The organism is Microbacterium sufflavum, from assembly GCF_023091155.1.
Classification (GTDB): Bacteria; Actinomycetota; Actinomycetes; order Actinomycetales; family Microbacteriaceae; genus Microbacterium; species Microbacterium sufflavum.
The window spans coordinates 1,530,722-1,548,810 of record NZ_JAHWXK010000001.1; the positions used below are offsets into that span (position 1 = coordinate 1,530,722).

An 18,089-nucleotide genomic window follows, 5' to 3' on the forward strand; every position below is an offset into this window, starting at 1 on the left:
CACTCTCAGGAGCAACCATGACCGACACGATCACCAAGCCCTCCGTCCTCTTCGTCTGCGTGCACAACGCCGGACGCTCCCAGATGGCCGCCGGATTCCTGCGCGACATCGCGGGCGACCGCATCGAGGTCCGCTCGGCCGGCTCAATGCCCGCCGATCAGATCAACCCGACGGCGGTCGAGGCGATGGGTGAGCTCGGTATCGATATCACCGCCGAGCAGCCCAAGGTACTCACGTCCGAAGCGGTGCAGGCATCCGACGTGGTGATCACGATGGGCTGCGGCGACGCGTGCCCGTTCTTCCCAGGCAAGCGGTACGAGGACTGGAAGCTCGACGACCCGGCCGGGCAGGGCATCGAGGCCGTCCGTCCGATCCGTGACGACATCCGCGCCCGCATCGCGCAACTGGTGAGCGAACTCACCTGATCGCCACTGACGCAGGGAAGAAGAGGTAGGAGCCAGCGCTCACCGCGCTCCCTACCTCTTCTCTATTGGTGCTAGTGCCCGGCGCCAAGGTTGCCGGTGAGGCGACCGTGGAACGCTGCCGCGGTGTCGTTCAGGCCCTCGATGGTGACGGTCTTGCCATGGTTTTCGTACTTGGTGACGATGGCATCGAGGGCAGCGACGGTGGAGGCATCCCAGACGTGGGAGTGGCTCATGTCGATGATCACGGTGTCGGGGTCGTCGGCGTACTCGAACTGGGTGGTGAGGTCGTTGCTGGAGGCGAAGAAGAGTTCTCCGTCGACGGCGTAGTGCGCTGTGGCGGTATCAGCGTTGACGGAGCGGGTGACGCTGACGAAGTGCGCGACGCGGCGGGCGAACATGATCATCGCGGCAATGACGCCGAGGATGACGCCGACTGCGAGGTTGTGGGTCCAGACGGTGGCGATGACGGTGATGAGCATGACCGCCGTCTCACTCTTCGGCATGCGCTTGAGTGTGCTCCAGCGGATGCTGTGCCAATCGAAGGTCGCGATCGAGACGAGGATCATCACGGCGACGAGTGCTGCCATGGGGATGATCGCGACCACGTCGCCGAGTGCAAGCACGAGGATCAGCAGGAAGACACCGGCGAGGAAGGTCGAGATCCGGGTGCGCGCACCGGAGGCTTTGACGTTGATCATCGTCTGGCCGATCATCGCGCAGCCACCCATGCCGCCGAACGCGCCAGAGAGGACGTTCGCGGCGCCCTGGCCGAGCGCCTCGCGGGTCTTGCGGGAGTGGGTGTCGGTGATGTCGTCGACGAGCTTCGCGGTCATGAGCGACTCGAGTAGGCCGACCACGGCCATAGCCAGCGCGTAGGGAGCGATGATCTGCAGCGTCTCGAAGGTGAGCGGCACGTTCGGAATGAACAGCGCTGGCAAGCTCTCGGGGAGCTCTCCCTGATCGCCGACGTTCGGCACGTTCCATGCGAAGACCACGACTGCCGCGGTGAGCAGCACGATCGCGACGAGTGGTGCCGGGATCACCTTCGTGATCCGCGGCATCAGATACATCACCAGCAGGCCGCCCGCGACGAGCGGGTAGACCAACCAGGGAACGCCGATGAGCTGAGGGAACTGCGAAGTGAAGATCAAGATCGCCAGGGCGTTCACGAAGCCGACCATCACCGACCGCGGGATGAACCGCATCAGCTTGGCGACACCGAGCAACGAGAGGACGATCTGGATGAGTCCGCCGAGCAGGACCGTGGCGATGAAGTAGTCCATGCCGTACTCGCGAGCGACGGGCGCGATGACGAGCGCGATTGCTCCGGTGGCCGCGGTGATCATGGCAGGCCGTCCGCCGAGGAAGGCGATCGCGACGGCCATGATGAAGGACGAGAACAGCCCGACCCGGGGGTCCACGCCCGCGATGATCGAGAACGCGATGGCCTCCGGGATCAGGGCAAGTGCGACGACGAGGCCGGCGAGGACTTCACGAGTGAGCAGGCGCGGGCTGCGCAGCGCCTGCATGACGGTGGGTTCGATGCGGTAGCGCGACGCGGAGTCGCGGGTGGGAGTGACGGCAGTCATGTGCCCTCCGGGTGTTGGGCTCTCTCGTGAGAGCACGGGAAACGAATGGGAGCGCAGCGGCGCGCAGGCGTCGGTCAGGCCGACACGGGAAGATGAGGGAGCGGGCGCGAGAGCCGCGCCGATCTAGACTCTAACGTAACGTGAGTGTTGTGGGGAAATCAGTGGAAGACGAACACGTGACCGTCGAAACGATGCGGATCGGCGAGGTGGCCGAGCGTACGGCGCTCTCATTCCGCTCACTTCGACACTGGGACGACGTGGGGCTCGTGCAGCCGTCCGCACGCACGGAGGGCGGGTTTCGGCTGTACACCGAGAAAGACGTCGAACGCATCCTCATCATCCGCAGAATGAAACCGTTGGGTTACACCCTCGACGAGATGCGCGAACTCCTCGACGTTGTCGACGCACTCACCATTGCCCCGAGCGATATCGCGCTGCGCGCCCGGATCGACGACATCCGCGACGGCGCCGACCAGCGCCGTCAGAAGCTCACGGAACAGCTCGCCATGGCCGATGAGTTCGTGCAGTTGCTGGGCCAACTCTAGAGCGACGTATTGACTCGGCCTGAGGCCTCGGAATCCCGCTCGATCGGCCTGCCGTAAACGATCGTTTCCGGCAGCCTCATCGACGTCGACGACCAGGTGCACGACACGCAAGAATGTTCCGCCGAAACCCCCTGCCGAAACCGAATCGCGCCGGAAGGATGGCAGCACCGTTTTCGGCGGTTCTTCGTCGCGTGGAGACGGTGCACCAGCCACAAGCCGATGGGCGTTACGACCCGTGGCTCACGCCTGATGCCATTCGCGGGTGCGAGGCGACGAGGGGAGAAGTTCGCTGCGCTGACGCTCAGGGCTCTGTCGTGCGCGGGAACGACCGCAGGTCCTCCAGCGCCGGCCCCTCGATGCGCGTGCCGTCCGCGGCGAAGCGGGAGGCGTGCAGCGGGCAGTCCCACGTGCACTCCGCGTCGTTCCAGTCGAGCACCCCGCCGAGGTGCGTGCACACGGCGCTCACTGCACGGGTGACGCCGTCGACCGTCGAGATCGCCACGGGTCGCCCGCCCCGGTTCGCCACGACGCCCTCGCCCTCCGCCGGCTGCGGCACCGGCACGGGCGTGGCCTCCGCATCCACCCAGCCCTTGGTCGCCGCCGCGGCCACCTTGGCGCCCTCGACCGCGCCCCGCGCCAGGTCGGCGGGAACGGTCAGCCGCGTGCCGATGCGGATCATCCACGACGGGCGCTCGCTGCGCTTCGTGCCGATGACCTCCTCGGTGAGCCGCAGCGCTGCGGCCGGGGCGTTCGACAGCCCCCACTTGGCGTACCCCGTCGCGAACCGGATGCGGCCGAGTCCGCGGGGCAGCGCCCCCACGAACGGGATGAGGTTGTGCGACTGGTAGTCCTGCGCCGACCAGCGATGCGTCTCCTCCGCGTCGGGGAAGTGCAGCCGCGTCCACGACACGAGGTCGTCGATGGCCGCGGTCTCGCCGTGCGAGCGCCCCACCGGGTGGCCGTTGCCGCCCACGACGAGCTGCGCCGTGTCCCCGGGGCCGTCGGCGTGCGATACCGGCCGGATCGACCGCGTGGGACTGTCCGCCGAGATGAACGTGCCCTCCGGCACGCCCCCGGAGACCCGGAACGACACGCAGTACGAGCGCATCCCGGCCACCTTGGAGAAGTACAGACCGCGGTCCAGGATCGGGGTTCCGGTGGCGAGGACGATGTGCTCCGCGAACATCGGCCCGGCGGCGGTCTCGACCCGCGGGTCGGGGAGGGCATGCGCCCCGGTGACCCGGACGCCCGTGTGGAGGGTGCCGCCGTTCGCCACGAACTCCTTCGCCAGGGCGTCGGCCACGGCGACCGGGTCGATCGTGACCTGGTGATCGAGAGCGACCGCGCCCGCGACCGGGAACGGCGTCGACAGCTCGTGCGGTGTGAGCAGCCGCGTCGGCAGCCCGGCCTCGCGCGCTGCGGCGTGCTGGTCGCGTACCGACTCCATGCCCTCGGCGCTCTGCGCGTACGTGTGGTCGGTGCGCTGCGTGTACGACACCCCGGCGCTGTCGGCGAAGCCCGTGAGCCAGTCCATGCCGGCGCGGTTCGCGTCGACGTAGGCCTGCACGAGCGAGGCGCTGTGGCGCTGCCGGATCGTGGCGAGCTGTTTCCCCTGCAGCAGCGACAGCTTGCCGGTGTTCCCGCCGGACGCCAGTTCGGCGATCGCGCCCGACTCGAGCACCGCGACATCGAGACCGGCGCGCGTGAGCATGACCGCGGTGGAGAGCCCGGTGAGTCCCGCGCCGACGATGATCACGTCGTGCCGTGCACCCGGGTCGAAGGGGGTGCCGAGGGGCGCGGCCTGGTCGACCTTCCAGAGAGGCATCATGCGACCAGTGAACGACGGCGGCGGCCGGGCTCCCAGCGGCTTGACAACGGACGGTCGCGCTGTCATGCGGCAGTACAGTGGCCAACGTGAACCTCCGCCGCGTGCTGCTCGTCGCCCTGGGCGGCACGGTCGGCACGGCGGCGCGGCTGGCGCTCGGCCTCGCGCTGCCCGACCCCGGGGGATTCCCACTCGCGGTGCTGCTCGCCAATCTCCTCGGGGCGCTGCTGATCGGGGTGGTGGCGGCACGGCTCCCCGCCTCGGCCGACCTGCGGCTGCTGCTCGGCACCGGGGTGCTGGGCGGCTTCACGACCTACAGCGCCTTCATGACCGGGACGGTCGCGCTGTGGGACACGGCCCCGCTGCTCGCGGCCGCCTACGCCGCCGGGAGCCTGGTGCTCGGGCTCGCTGCTGCCGCGCTCGGCCTGCGGCTCGGACGGCCCCGGCGGGGAGGGGCGTCGTGAGCCCGCTGCTGTTCCTCGCGGCGGCGCTTGCGGGCGGCGTCGGCGCGGTGCTGCGCTACCTGCTCGACCTCGGGGTGGCACGGCTCGCGGGGCGCCGCTTCCCGTGGGGCATCCTGGCGGTGAATCTGAGCGGGTCGTTCGCGCTCGGCCTCGTGACGGCCGCGCTGCCCGAGCAGGCGTTCGTGCTGGGGGCGGGGCTGCTGGGCGGCTACACCACGTTCAGCACGGCCATGCTCGACGCGGTGGCCCTGTGGCGCGACGGCGCGAAGCCCGCGGCGGTGTTCGACGCGGTCGGCATGCTGCTGCTCGGGCTGCTCGCGGCCGTGCTCGGCCTGGGCCTCGGCGCGCTTCTCTGATCCGCCCTTGCGGAGTGTCGGTGGGCGCCGCTACTCTCGTGCTAATCGTTTAACGCTAAACGGTTAACACTGCTTTCCACCCGCTCGTGCACCCGTCAAAGGAGACCTCGATGCCCCGCACCACCCGTCGCGCCCTCGGCGCCATCGCCGCCTCGGCGGCCGCCGTCCTCGCGCTGTCGGCCTGCTCCTCCTCCGCCACCGGGGAGTCGTCCGACGGCGACATCACCCTCAGCTACGCCATCTGGGACGAGAACCAGAAGCCGGCCATGGAGGACATCGCCGCCGCCTACACCGAGGAGCATCCGAACGTCTCGATCGAGATCCAGGTCACGCCCTACAAGGAGTACTTCACCAAGCTCCAGACCGCCGTCACCGGAGGATCCGCCGCCGACGTCTTCTGGATGAACGGCCCCAACTTCCAGCTCTACGCCTCCAACGGCCAGCTCGCGCCGCTCGACGGCGTCGACGCCTCCGACTACCCGCAGGGTCTCGTCGACCTGTACACCTACGACGGAAAGCTCTACGGCGCCCCGAAGGACTTCGACACCGTCGCCCTCTGGTACAACAAGGCGCTCTTCGACGCCGCGGGCGTGGAGTACCCGAGCGCCGGCTGGACGTGGGACGACTTCACCGCCGCGGCCGCGAAGCTCACCGACCCCGCCACGGGCCAGTACGGCATCGCCGCCAGCCAGTATGGCCAGGAGAACTTCTACAACTCGATCGCCCAGGCCGGCGGCGAGGTCATCTCCGCCGACGGGACCGAGAGCGGCTACGGCTCGCCCGAGGCGCTGGAGGGCATCGAGCTGTGGACGAACCTCATCGCGGACGGGTCCTCACCCACCGCGCAGCAGATGACCGACACCAACCCGGAGGACTTCTTCCTCTCCGGCAAGGTCGCCATGTTCCAGAACGGCTCCTGGGCCGCCATCGCCTACGCCGACAACGCCGACATCGGCGGCACGGTCGACGTCGCCCCGCTGCCGGCCGGGCCCGAGGGCAACCAGAGCGTGATCCACGGCGTCGGCAACGTCGCCAACGCCAAGAGCCCGCACCTCGCCGCCGCCCAGGACTTCGCCGCCTTCGCCAGCGGGGAGCAGGCCGCGAAGATCCAGGCCGAGACCGGCACCGTGATCCCCGCGTTCAACGGCACCCAGCAGGCCTGGGTCGACGCCCTCCCGCAGTACGACCTCCAGGTGTACATCGACGCGCTCGACACCGCCGTGCCCTACCCCGTGTCGAAGAACACCTCGGCGTGGACCAGCATCGAGAGCGAGGTGCTGTCGCAGGTGTGGTCGGGTGCCGTCACCCCGAAGGACGGCCTGAAGGACCTCGCCGCACAGATGCAGACCGCGCTGGACGCCGAGCAGGAGTGAGCGCATGACCGTCATCGCGCCCCGCGCGGTCGCGCCGACGGCCGAGCGGACGCCGGAGGCCCGCCCCTCCGGTGTCCGCCGCCGGCGCCGCACCCCCGGCGCCTCGCCCTGGTGGGCCCTGGTGTTCCTCGGCCCCACCGCCCTCGGCCTGGCCGTGTTCTATCTGTGGCCGACCGTGCGCACGCTCATCATCTCGTTCACCAAGTCGGGCCCGTTCGGCGGCTCCGAGTGGATCGGCTTCGACAACTACGCGCGACTCCTCCAGGACCCCGAGCTGCTCGGCGCGCTGCGCAACACCGCCGTCTACACCGTGATCGCCCTGATCGGCATCCCGATCGCCGTCGGCATCGCCGCCCTGCTCAACACCACCGGCCTGAAGGGACGCAGCGCCTACCGCACGCTCTACTTCATCCCCGTCGTGACCATGCCCGCCGCCATCGCGCTGGTGTGGCGCATGATCTACAACGGCGACTATGGCGTGCTCAACGCCGCGCTCGCCGCGGTGGGCATCGAGGGACGCAGCTGGCTGACCGACCCGAACACCGCGCTCGTCGCGATCGCCGTGGTCGGCATCTGGGCCGGACTCGGAACCAACATCGTCATCTTCCTCGCCGGGCTGCAGGGCATCCCCGACACGATCATGGAGGCGGCCGACCTCGACGGCGCCGGACCCGTGCGGAAGTTCTTCTCGATCACCATCCCGCTGCTGTCGCCGTCGATCTTCTTCGTGAGCGTGATCAGCGTGATCGGCGCGCTCCAGGTGTTCGACCTCGTCTACATGATGCTCGGCCGCAGCAACCCCGCGATGCCGAACACCCGCACGGTCGTCTACCTGTTCTACGAAGCGGGATTCCTCGACAACGACCGCGGCTACGCGGCCGCCGTCGCGTTCCTGCTGCTGCTCATCATCCTCGTGCTGACCATCGTGCAGTTCCGGCTCCAGAAGAAGTGGGTGCACTATGAGTGACGTCTCCCTCGACACCCGGGCCGTGGTCGGCGCCCCGTCCACGCGCTCGCGCGGCGCCGGACGCCCCCGCAACCGCGGGCTGTGGATCGTGCACGTGGTGCTGATCCTCGGCGCCGTGCTCATGGTGTTCCCGTTCGTCTGGCAGCTGCTGACGTCGTTCAAGACGCTGTCCGACTCGGTGCAGGTGCCGCCCTCGTTCCTGCCGCGCGAGTGGGTCTTCACGAACTTCGCCGAGGTGTTCGACTCGATCCCGTTCGGCCAGATGTTCCTCAACTCGGTGCTGCTGACGGTCGGCCGCACCGTGGGGCAGGTCGCGCTGTGCACCATGGCCGGCTACGCCTTCGCGCGCATCCCGTTCCCCGGCCGCAACGCGCTGTTCGTCGTGTTCCTGTCGGTGCTGATGGTGCCGTCGCAGCTCTACCTGCTGCCGCAGTACGAGATCATCCAGTCGCTCGGCTGGCTCAACACGCTCCAGGCGCTCATCGTGCCCGGCATCTTCAGCGCCTTCGGCACCTTCCTGATGCGGCAGTTCTTCCTGTCGATGCCCGCCGAGCTGGAGGAGGCGGCGCGCATCGACGGCGCGAATCCGTGGCAGACCTTCTGGCGGATCATGGTTCCGCTCGCGAAGCCTGGCATCATCGCACTTGTGGTGTTCACCGTGCTGTGGTCCTGGAACGATCTGCTGTGGCCGCTGATCGTGACCACCGACCCCGCGAAGATGCCGCTGTCGGTGGGGCTCTCCCAGCTCGTCGGCATCCACGGCACCGACTACCCGGTGCTGATGGCGGGCGCCCTGCTCGCGACGCTGCCCATGCTGGTGACCTTCATGATCCTGCAGCGGCAGTTCATCCAGGGCATCGCGTTCAGCGGGACGAAGGGCTGAGTCATGGCACAGCGTGAACACGTCCCGGCCCGCCGCCCGACCCTGCGGATGGTCGCCGAGCGCGCCGGGGTGTCGACCGCGACCGTGTCGTACGTGTTCTCCGGACGGGCGGGTGCCAGCGGCGCCGGTGTCGCCGAGGCCACGGCCGCCCGGGTGCTCGCCGCGGCGGAGGAGCTGAACTACCGCCCGAACACCGCGGCGCGGGCCATCCGCACCGGGCGCAGCGGCATGGTGCAGCTCTCCCTGCACATGCTCAGCGACCCGTGGTCGCTCGCGGTGGCCGACGCCGTGAACGCCGAGGCCAACAAGCACGGCCTGACCACGCTGATCCTCGCGGACGGCGACTGGCACGCCGCGCTCGACCGCGTGGAGAGCGACGTGGCCTACCTCGACGGGGTGGGCCTGGACGAGGAGGACGCCCGGCGGCTGGGCGACCTCGTCAAGCGCGGACAGCGGCTCGTCGTGTTCTCGGAGCACCTGGAGCCGGACGGCTTCGACGTGATCCGCTCCGACGCGATCCCCGGGTGCGAGCTCGCGATGGACCACCTCCTGGAACGGCACACCGCCATCGGCTGCATCGCCGCGGAGGGAGCCGTGCGCCTCGCGGGGACGCAGGTGACGCGGTACACGCCCTACGTCGAGAAGCTCGCGGCGGCCGGGATCGAGCGCACGCCGGAGTGGACCGTGACCTACGCGGAGACCCAGGCGAGCGCGTTCACCGCGGCCATCGAGCTGCTGTCGCGGGACGATCGCCCGGACGCCGTCTACGCCACGACCGACTTCGCCGCGATCGCCGCGATCAACGCCGCCCACATGCTCGGGCTGCGGGTGCCGCACGACGTCGCGGTGATCGGCGTCGGCAACACCCCCGACGCCCGGCTCATCGCCCCGACGCTGACCACGGTCGGCCCCACCGACTTCTACGAGCGGCAGGCGCGCATCATCGTCGACCGCGCCCTCGAGAGCGATCCGTCGCCGGGAACCCTGCACGAGTTCCCGTGGTCGCTCGTCCCCGGCGGCTCGACCGACCTCGACGCCCCCGCCCCGCGCGCCCGCTGAACCGCGACCCCTCTCTGCATCGACTTTCACGAAGGACTTCTGTTGGACCTCCACATCGGCATCATCGGCTTCGGCGCGCGCTCCACCCTCCACGAGGAGGTGCACCGCCCGGGTCACGGCTCCCGCATCACAGCGGTGTGCGACCTCTCGCCCCGCGCCAGGGACGACGCCCGCGCGCTCGTGCCCGACGCCCTCATCACCGACTCGCTCGACGACCTGCTCGCCTCGGGCGTCGACGCGGTCATGGTGCTCACGCCGGACGACACCCACGCCGCCCTGACGATCCGGGCGCTGGAGGCCGGGGTGCCCGTGTTCTGCGAGAAGCCGCTCGCGATCGACCTCGCCGACGCCGACCGCATGCTCGCCACCGCGCGGCGCACCGGCACCCGTCTCTACATCGGGCACAACATGCGTCACATGCCCGTGATCACCCTGATGCGCGACCTGATCCGGCAGGGGCGCATCGGCCAGGTCAAGGCCGTGTGGGTGCGGCACTTCGTCGGCCACGGCGGGGACTTCTACTTCAAGGACTGGCACGCCGACCGCAGCCGCACCACCGGGCTGCTGCTGCAGAAGGGCGCCCACGACCTCGACATCATCCACTGGCTCGCCGGCGCCTACACGGAGCGGGTCGCGGCGATGGGCGGGCTGAGCGTGTACGGCGACATCGCCGACCGCCGTGACCGCACGGGGGAGCGGATGCCCGACTGGTTCAGCATGGACAACTGGCCGCCCACGGCGCTCACCGGGCTGCACCCCGTGGTCGACGTGGAGGACATCTCGATGGTGAACCTGCAGCTCGAGGGCGGGATCCTCGCGTCGTACCAGCAGTGCCACTTCACGCCGGACTACTGGCGCAACTACACGGTGATCGGCACCGAGGGCCGCATCGAGAACCTCGGCGACGTGGCCGGCAGCGAGGTGCGGCTGTGGAACCGGCGGCACGCGGGAGCGGCCCCGGCCGACGAGACCTTCATCGTGCCGGAGGTGCCGGACGCGGGCCACGACGGGGCGGACGCCCTGCTCGTCGCCGAGTTCCTCCGGTTCGTGCGACACGGCGGGCTCACCGCGACCTCGCCGGTTGCAGCGCGCGAGGCCGTGGCGGCCGGGATCCTCGCGACCGCGTCGCTGCGCGGAGACGGCTCGGCGATCGCGGTGCCGCCGCTCGACCCCGACCTCGTGGCCTACTTCGAGCGCGGACAGGTCGAGACCGCCGCGGCCTGAGCCGACGCGGAGCCGCGGCTCTCAGGCTCCTCACACCGGAGCGAATGTACAAACGTACATGTACGGGTGTGCGGGAGGTGCGGGATGGCGGAGACCGGGCGTCGACGGCGCGACCCCGAAGCGCGCCGCCGGGAGATCGTGACCGCCGCAGCCGAGCTGATCGTCGAGGTCGGCGCCGAGGCCATCACGCACCGCATGGTCGCCGCCAGGGCGGGGGTGCCGCTCGGCGCCACGACGCAGTACTTCGCCACGCTCGACGACCTCCGCGGCGCCGCGTTCCGCGCCCTCGCCGACGAGATCGAGTCCCGGCTCGACGGCGTGCGGCAGACCCTCGCCGAGCAGGGAGCGGGGCCCGGGGTGATCGCGGCCCTCGTGTGCCGGAGCGCCGAAGACGGCCACGCCGTGCAGGCCGACCGCGCCGTGGTCACCGCGGCCGTGCACGACCCGCGACTGCGCGAACTCGCCCGCCACCTGTCGGACCGCCTGGTCGACCTGCTCGAGCCGACCTATGGCGCCGACCGCGCCAAAGCGGCGATGATCTTCATCGACGGGGTCATGTGGAGCACGCACATCCGCGACGACCGCCTCGATCAGTCCTTCCTCGAGACCGCACTGGCGCGGATCCTCGGAGATCCCCTCTCCACCCCCTCCGCTGCGACAGCCACCCCCTGACACCGAGGAACACGCCTTGTCGAAACTCGCCATCCTCAGCCTGAAGAACCGCGCCCTCATCGCGCTCGTGACGATCGTCGCGGCCGTGTTCGGCGGGCTCGCGCTCACCAACCTCAAGCAGGAGCTGATCCCCTCGCTCGAGCTGCCCGCGCTCGTGGTCATGACGACGTACCCCGGCGCCTCGCCCGAGGTGGTCGAGAACGACGTCTCCACCCCGATCGAGTCCGCGATCCAGGGCGTGCCCGACCTGGAGTCGACCACCGCGACCAGCACGACCAATGCGTCGATCGTGCAGGCGATGTTCGCGTACGGGACGAACCTCGCCACGGCCGAACAGAAGATCCAGCAGGCGATCAACCGCATCTCCTCGCAGCTGCCGGAGGACGTCACGCCGCAGGTGCTGTCGGTGTCGATCGACGACTTCCCGGTGATCCAGGTGGCCGTGACCGGCTTCGACGACGCCGACAACGCGCAGGCCCAGCTCGAGAGCGTCGCCATCCCCGACCTGGAGGACGTGGACGGCGTCAACGCGGCCGAGATCGTCGGCGGGGTCGGCCAGCGCATCACCATCACACCCGACGTGGGCCGCCTGGCCGCGGAGGGGCAGAGCACGCAGGCGATCAGCTCGGCCCTGCAGCAGAACGGCACGCTGTTCCCCGGTGGTGACATCACCGAGAACGGCGAGACGCTGACCGTGCAGACCGGGGCCAAGATCACCTCGGTCGACGAGATCGCCGCGCTGCCCCTCGTCGGCACCTCCCTCACGATCGGCGACGTCGCGACCGTCACCCAGGCGTCCGACCCGGTCACCTCGATCTCCCGCGTGGACGGGAAGGATGCGCTGTCGATCTCGATCACCAAGCTGCCCGCCGCCAACACGGTCGAGGTGTCGCAGGGCGTGATCGCCGCGCTCGACGAGATCGGCAAGGCACTGCCCGACGCGGAGTTCACGGTCGTGTTCGACCAGGCGCCGTTCATCGTGCAGTCCATCGACACGCTCGCCACCGAGGGCCTGCTCGGCCTCGTGATGGCCGTGCTCGTGATCCTCGTGTTCCTGCTCTCGGTGCGCTCGACCCTGGTCACGGCGATCTCGATCCCGACCTCCGTGCTCATCACGTTCATCGGGCTGCAGGCGTTCGGCTACTCGCTCAACGTGCTGACCCTCGGGGCGCTGACGATCGCGATCGGCCGTGTGGTCGACGACTCGATCGTGGTGATCGAGAACATCAAGAGGCACTACGTCGGCGACGCCGACAAGGGCGATGCGATCCGGCTCGCGGTGCGGGAGGTCGCCGCGGCGATCACCGCGTCGACGATCACGACCGTGGCGGTGTTCCTGCCGATCGTGTTCGTCGGCGACATGGTCGGCGAGCTGTTCCGGCCGTTCGCGATGACCGTGACGATCGCGATGGTGGCGTCGCTGCTCGTCGCGCTCACGATCGTGCCGGTGCTCGCGTACTGGTTCCTCAAGCCCGGCAAGCCGCTGCTCGACGAGCACGGGAACGCGATCGACCCCGAGCACCCCGACGCGCCGCCGACGGCGCTGCAGCGCGGCTACCGGCCGATCCTCGGCTGGACGCTGAAGCATTCCGGACTCACGGTGGTCCTCGCGGTGGTCGTGCTCGGCGCGACGCTGGCCGCGGCCCCGCTCATGAAGGTGAACTTCCTCAGCGACTCCGGGCAGAACACCATGACGGTGACGCAGGATCTCGGGCCGACCGCGAGCCTGGAGGCGAAGTCCGACGCGGCAGCGCCCGTGGAGGAGGCGCTGCTCGACATCGACGGCATCGAGCACGTGCAGGCCTCGATCGGGTCGAGCGGCTCCGCCCTGCGCGACGCCTTCTCCGGCGGCGCCGGCATCACCTACTCGGTGCTCACCGACGGCGACGCCGACCAGGAGAAGCTGCGCGCCGAGGTGCAGGACGCGATCGACGGCCTCGGGGACGAGGTCGGAGACGTCACCGTGGCCTCCTCCGCCGGCTTCGGCTCCAGCGACATCGAGATCACCGTCACCGCCTCGAACGGCGACGACCTCGCCACCGCCACCTCCGCGCTGGTGGAGGAGCTCGACGGGCGCGACGGCATCGGCCAGGTGACCGACAACCTCGCCGAGGCGCTGCCCTACATCGCGGTCGTGGTCGACCGGGAGGCCGCGGCCCAGGTCGGGCTGTCGGAGGTCGCGGTGGGCTCGATCGTGTCGAACACCATGCGCCCGCAGCAGATCGGGTCGGTCGAGATCGACGACACCGCTCTCACGGTGTACCTCGTGAACCCCGCGCCGCCGACGACCGTGGCGGCGCTGCAGCAGCTCGCCATCCCGACCGCCGCGGGCATCGTGCCCCTGCAGGACATCGCGACGGTCGAGCAGCGCAACGGCCCCACCTCGATCACGACCGAGCAGGGCCGCCGGACCGCGACGGTCACGGTCCCGCCCGCGTCGGACAACCTCGCGGTGGCCACGCAGTCGGTGAGCGCCGCCATCGCCGCGGTCGACCTGCCCGACGGTGCTTCGGCCGAGGTCGGCGGTGTCGCCTCGCAGCAGGCCGACTCGTTCTCGCAGCTGGGTCTCGCGATGCTCGCGGCCATCCTGATCGTGTACGTGGTGATGGTCGCGACCTTCAAGTCGCTGCGCCAGCCGCTGCTGCTGCTCGTGTCGGTGCCGTTCGCGGCGACCGGCGCCATCCTGCTGCAGATCGTGACGGGCGTGCCCCTGGGCGTGGCCTCGCTGATCGGCGTGCTGATGCTGATCGGCATCGTGGTCACGAACGCGATCGTGCTGGTCGACCTCGTCAACCAGTACCGAGAGAAGGGGCTGTCGACCGCTGACGCGGTGATGGCGGGAGGCGAGAAGCGTCTGCGCCCCATCCTGATGACCGCGCTCGCCACGATCCTCGCGCTGACGCCGATGGCGCTCGGCATCACGGGTCACGGCGGGTTCATCTCGCAGCCGCTCGCGATCGTCGTGATCGGCGGACTCATCTCCTCGACCGTGCTCACGCTCATCGTGCTGCCGACGCTGTACAACCTCGTCGAGGGCGCGAAGGAGCGGCGCCGCGCACGGCGGGGCGACGGCGGCACGGGCGACGACGGTTCCGGCCCGGACGCCCCGGCGTCACCCGTCGCGCCCACCGGAGCGGCCGCGCAGCCCGTCATCTCGGGAGCCACGGTCCACGCGGACGGCACGCCGGTCAGTCGCCGGGAGCTGCGCGACCACCACGGCGAGTAGAGCGCGCCACGACTCCGCGGAAGGGGCCCCGATGCACATCAGACGATGGGGATCGGGGCCCTTCGCGCGCGGATCGGAGGAGGTGCGTCGGCCTCAGCCGAACGTGATGCCCCACTCCAGCGTCCAGGTCTCGCCCTGAGCCAGGCGGCGCAGCCCGATCCCGCTGTTGAACGCGTCGGCGGGGGCCGTCATCGGTTCGATCGCGACGGCGAGCGGCGTGCCGGGGTAGTTCCGCGCCGTGTACACCTGGGCGACGTCGAAGCCCTCGCCCTGCCACAGCGTGACGGTGCGGCCGTCGGGCGCGGTGAGGGTGTGGCGCACGCGGCCGTCGGCGTCGCGGTCGAGATCGGTCAGCCCGGTGTCGAGCGTCGCATCGCCCAGGCGCAGCCCCGTGCGCAGCGCCGGATCGGCGGGCCGGGTGCCGACCGGCAGCAGGCGGTCGTCGGTCTCGAAGGCGGTCTGCGCGGGAACCCGCAGCACCAGCTCGTGCGGGTCGACGTCGCCGATCGTGACGAACGGGTGCGTGCCGAGCGCGACCGGCGCCGCGGACTCCGACCAGTTCGTGATGGTGTGCGTGACCTCGATGCCGTCGGCGGTGAGCACGTAGGCGACCGAGGTCTCGAGCAGATACGGGTAACCCGTCTGCGGATACACCGTGGCGCGCAGGGTCGCCGCGGCGTCGGTCTGCTCGACCGCGTACGGCGTGAAGCGGAGCAGGCCGTGGCTGGCATTGGCCGTCTTGGGCTCGGAGACCGTGAGCTGGCGGACCGTGCCCTCGTCGTCCCAGCGGCCGTCGCGGATGCGGTTGGGCCAGGGGACGAGCACGACGCCGGAGCACGACGGGGTGGGGGCGTCGAGCGGGTACGGGGGCACGAGGTCGACCTCGCCGATGCGGAGGGAGCGCAGCGACGCGCCGACCTGGGCGATCTGCGCTGTCACCTCGCCGAGTCCGAGGTGCACCTGGAGGCCGGTGGGGGAGACGGGGGTCACCCCGTCATCGTAGTGGGGCGCGGGTCGCTCCCAGGGTCGGCCGGTACACTGGCATGGTCGGCTTCGGACACCCGCGCAGGGCGCGGACGTTTTTCAGTGTGTGAAGTGTGAGTCCAGGGGCCGATGGTGAACGTCGATCGACGTGAATCAACCATCACAGGAATGGCCCCGGCCGCAGATCGTCCGGAACTCCGCATCCGTCGGAGTGCTTGCGCGCGTGCGCAGCGCTGTTCTCGTGCGAGAACGCAGAAGGACACCCCCCCGCATGCCCAAGAACAAGAAGCCCAAGGGCGGCCGCGCCGCCGCCAACTTCGAGCCGCGCTACGGCGCCAAGAAGACCTCCTTCCACGAGCGGCACCGCGGTGCGCCCGCGCGTGACGGTGCGCGCGACGAGCGCGGTACCAGGGCCGACGCGAGCGACCGCCGCTCGACCGCCGGCTACGACCGTCGTCCCGGCAGCCGCAGCCCCAACCACCGCGGCTACCGCCCGGAGGAGACCGAGTCGGGCGCGCCCAAGCGCCGCTGGACCTCGCAGGAGCGCGCGGGCCGCGACGAGGCCCGCGGAATCCGCAACCGCGCCGAGTCCGGTCGCCGCGAGGCGCCGCATCGCCGTGACGACCGCGGCGGCCAGCGCCCCACCGGTCCCGGCACCTACCGCGACGACCGCGGTGCGGGCCGCTTCGACGACCGCCGTGACGACCGCGGCGGCCAGCAGCGTCAGGGCTTCCGCGACAACGACCACCGTGACGGCGGGCGCCCGCGGTTCGACGACCGCCGCGGCGACCGTCCTCGGTACGACCGCGACGACCGGGCCCGCTCGACCGACCGCGGCGACCGTCCCCGGTACGACCGCGACGACCGGGCCCGCTCGACCGACCGCCGTGACGACCGCGGCGCCGGGCGGTTCGACGACCGTCGCGGCGACCGTCCGCGCTACGCCGACCGGGGTGCGGACCGCGCGCGGTTCGACCGCGACGAGCGTCCGCGCCGCGACGACCGCGACGACCGGGGCCGCTCGAACGACCGCGGTCCCTCGCGCCCCGAGCGCTCGTACGACGCCGACCGCGCCCGCCGGGCCTTCGACCGCGACCGCACGCAGCGCGCGTTCGACGGGGAGCGGGAGCGTCCCCGCGCCTCGACCGGTGGCGCCTACCGCACCGAGCGTCCGCGCCGGGAGGAGCGCCCCAGCCGCAGCGACTGGAACGCCAAGCCCAAGGACGCCTTCACCCCGGGCGCCGACGTGGTGCACGAGCGCCTCGAAGCGCAGGCCGTGCAGGCCGTCGAGGTCGAGAACGTGACCTTCGCCGACCTCGGGCTCGGCTCGAACATCACCGAGACGCTGAAGAACCTCGGCGCCGAGACGCCCTTCCCGATCCAGGCGGCCAGCATCCCGGCCGTGCTGGAGGGGCGCGACGTGCTCGCCCGCGGTCGCACCGGCTCCGGCAAGACCATCGCGTTCGGCGCGCCGCTCGTGGAGCGCGTGCTCCAGTCGCAGGCGGGCAAGCGCCGCGAGTTCGGTCGTGCCCCGCGCGCGATCATCCTCGCCCCTACGCGCGAGCTCGCGCTGCAGATCGACCGCACGATCCAGCCGATCGCCCGCAGCGTCGGACTGTTCACCACGCAGATCTACGGCGGCGTGCCGCAGGGCCGCCAGGTGGGTGCGCTCAAGAAGGGCGTCGACATCGTGATCGGCACGCCCGGACGCGTCGAGGATCTGATGAACCAGGGCAAGCTCGACCTGTCCGACTGCCGCATCGCGGTGCTGGACGAGGCCGACCACATGTGCGAGCTCGGGTTCGTCGAGCCCGTGCAGCGCATCCTCCGCCGCACCGCCGAGGGCAGCCAGAAGCTGCTGTTCTCCGCGACGCTCGACCGCGAGGTCGCCGCGCTCGTCGACGAGTTCCTCGTGGACCCGGCCGTGTACGAGGTCGCCGGGGAGGACCAGGAGTCGAGCACGATCGAGCACCGGGTGCTGGTGATCGAGCACCGCGACAAGGCCGACATCCTCACGTCGCTCGTCGACCGCGAGGGCAAGACGCTCGTGTTCGCCCGCACCCGCGCCTACGCCGAGATGCTGGCGGAGCAGTTCGACGACGCCGGCATCCCCGCGGTGTCGCTGCACGGCGACCTGAACCAGGCCAAGCGCACGCGCAACCTGGAGAAGCTCACCTCGGGTCGCGTGAACGTGCTCGTGGCGACCGACGTCGCGGCGCGCGGCATCCACGTCGACGACATCGACCTGGTCGTGCAGGCCGACGCCCCCGACGAGTACAAGACCTACCTGCACCGGTCGGGTCGCACGGGCCGCGCCGGTCGCTCGGGTCGCGTGGTGACGCTGATCACGCGTCAGCGCCAGCGTCGCATGAACGAGCTGCTGGAGCGTGCCGAGATCGAGGCGCCGTTCGAGAACGCCCGCCTGGACGACGACGTGATCGAGGAGATCGCCGGGCGTCAGCCGTCGACGGCCGACCTCACCGCCTGATCGCCTTCG

15 protein-coding genes are annotated in these 18,089 nt (G+C 70.5%); 12 read left to right on the forward strand and 3 right to left on the reverse strand.

The genetic code is table 11. The features are described from left to right. Positions 1 to 17: 17 nt before the first annotated feature. Positions 18 to 425 (forward strand): arsenate reductase ArsC, encoded by a 408-nt coding sequence (locus tag KZC56_RS07530; RefSeq protein ID WP_247638262.1) that lies wholly within the window; start codon positions 18 to 20, stop codon positions 423 to 425. Positions 426 to 496: 71 nt separating this feature from the next. Here KZC56_RS07530 and KZC56_RS07535 read toward each other — a convergent pair whose 3' ends face one another. Continuing rightward, positions 497 to 2,014: a SulP family inorganic anion transporter gene (locus KZC56_RS07535; RefSeq protein WP_247638263.1), complete on the reverse strand. Its 1,518-nt coding sequence runs from the start codon at positions 2,012 to 2,014 to the stop codon at positions 497 to 499. Positions 2,015 to 2,190: 176 nt separating this feature from the next. Here KZC56_RS07535 and KZC56_RS07540 point away from each other — a divergent pair, with 176 nt between their 5' ends. Beyond that, a complete protein-coding gene (locus KZC56_RS07540) occupies positions 2,191 to 2,559 on the forward strand; it encodes a MerR family transcriptional regulator (protein ID WP_247638264.1) in 369 nt (122 codons plus the stop codon). Between the two features lie 301 nt (positions 2,560 to 2,860). On the opposite strand, the gene KZC56_RS07545 is transcribed toward KZC56_RS07540, so the two are convergent. Continuing rightward, positions 2,861 to 4,387, reverse strand: coding sequence for an FAD-dependent oxidoreductase (locus KZC56_RS07545; protein WP_247638265.1), 1,527 nt, complete (start codon positions 4,385 to 4,387; stop codon positions 2,861 to 2,863). 86 nt (positions 4,388 to 4,473) lie between these two features. Here KZC56_RS07545 and KZC56_RS07550 point away from each other — a divergent pair, with 86 nt between their 5' ends. From KZC56_RS07550 to KZC56_RS07590, 9 genes are all read left to right on the forward strand, one after another. Next, positions 4,474 to 4,848: a CrcB family protein gene (locus tag KZC56_RS07550; RefSeq protein ID WP_247638266.1), complete on the forward strand. Its 375-nt coding sequence runs from the start codon at positions 4,474 to 4,476 to the stop codon at positions 4,846 to 4,848. Next, positions 4,845 to 5,204, forward strand: coding sequence for a fluoride efflux transporter FluC (locus KZC56_RS07555; protein ID WP_247638267.1), 360 nt, complete (start codon positions 4,845 to 4,847; stop codon positions 5,202 to 5,204). Before KZC56_RS07550 ends, KZC56_RS07555 begins: the two co-directional genes overlap by 4 nt. A 110-nt stretch (positions 5,205 to 5,314) precedes the next feature. Continuing rightward, positions 5,315 to 6,577, forward strand: a complete 1,263-nt coding sequence (locus KZC56_RS07560) for an ABC transporter substrate-binding protein (protein WP_247638268.1) — start codon at positions 5,315 to 5,317, stop codon at positions 6,575 to 6,577. Positions 6,578 to 6,581: 4 nt separating this feature from the next. Continuing rightward, complete coding sequence (locus KZC56_RS07565; RefSeq protein ID WP_136031392.1) at positions 6,582 to 7,544, forward strand: carbohydrate ABC transporter permease; 963 nt, start codon at positions 6,582 to 6,584, stop codon at positions 7,542 to 7,544. Beyond that, positions 7,537 to 8,427: a carbohydrate ABC transporter permease gene (locus tag KZC56_RS07570; protein ID WP_247638269.1), complete on the forward strand. Its 891-nt coding sequence runs from the start codon at positions 7,537 to 7,539 to the stop codon at positions 8,425 to 8,427. Before KZC56_RS07565 ends, KZC56_RS07570 begins: the two co-directional genes overlap by 8 nt. A gap of 3 nt (positions 8,428 to 8,430) precedes the next feature. Further along, complete coding sequence (locus KZC56_RS07575) at positions 8,431 to 9,486, forward strand: LacI family DNA-binding transcriptional regulator (RefSeq protein WP_136031394.1); 1,056 nt, start codon at positions 8,431 to 8,433, stop codon at positions 9,484 to 9,486. 42 nt (positions 9,487 to 9,528) lie between these two features. Then, complete coding sequence (locus tag KZC56_RS07580; RefSeq protein WP_205828259.1) at positions 9,529 to 10,710, forward strand: Gfo/Idh/MocA family protein; 1,182 nt, start codon at positions 9,529 to 9,531, stop codon at positions 10,708 to 10,710. Positions 10,711 to 10,794: 84 nt separating this feature from the next. Beyond that, complete coding sequence (locus KZC56_RS07585) at positions 10,795 to 11,382, forward strand: TetR/AcrR family transcriptional regulator (RefSeq protein ID WP_247638270.1); 588 nt, start codon at positions 10,795 to 10,797, stop codon at positions 11,380 to 11,382. Between the two features lie 16 nt (positions 11,383 to 11,398). Beyond that, positions 11,399 to 14,608 carry an efflux RND transporter permease subunit gene (locus KZC56_RS07590; protein WP_247638271.1) on the forward strand — a complete coding sequence of 1,070 codons (3,210 nt, stop codon included), beginning with the start codon at positions 11,399 to 11,401 and terminating at the stop codon, positions 14,606 to 14,608. Between the two features lie 93 nt (positions 14,609 to 14,701). Here the strand turns inward: KZC56_RS07590 and KZC56_RS07595 are convergent, their stop codons facing one another. Next, the gene (locus tag KZC56_RS07595) at positions 14,702 to 15,598 is read right to left on the reverse strand and encodes an aldose 1-epimerase family protein (RefSeq protein ID WP_247638272.1); all 897 of its coding nucleotides are present in this window, start codon (positions 15,596 to 15,598) and stop codon (positions 14,702 to 14,704) included. Between the two features lie 265 nt (positions 15,599 to 15,863). Here KZC56_RS07595 and KZC56_RS07600 point away from each other — a divergent pair, with 265 nt between their 5' ends. Next, on the forward strand, positions 15,864 to 18,080 hold the full coding sequence (locus KZC56_RS07600) for a DEAD/DEAH box helicase (protein ID WP_247638273.1): 2,217 nt from the start codon (positions 15,864 to 15,866) through the stop codon (positions 18,078 to 18,080). The last annotated feature ends 9 nt before the right edge of the window (positions 18,081 to 18,089 follow it).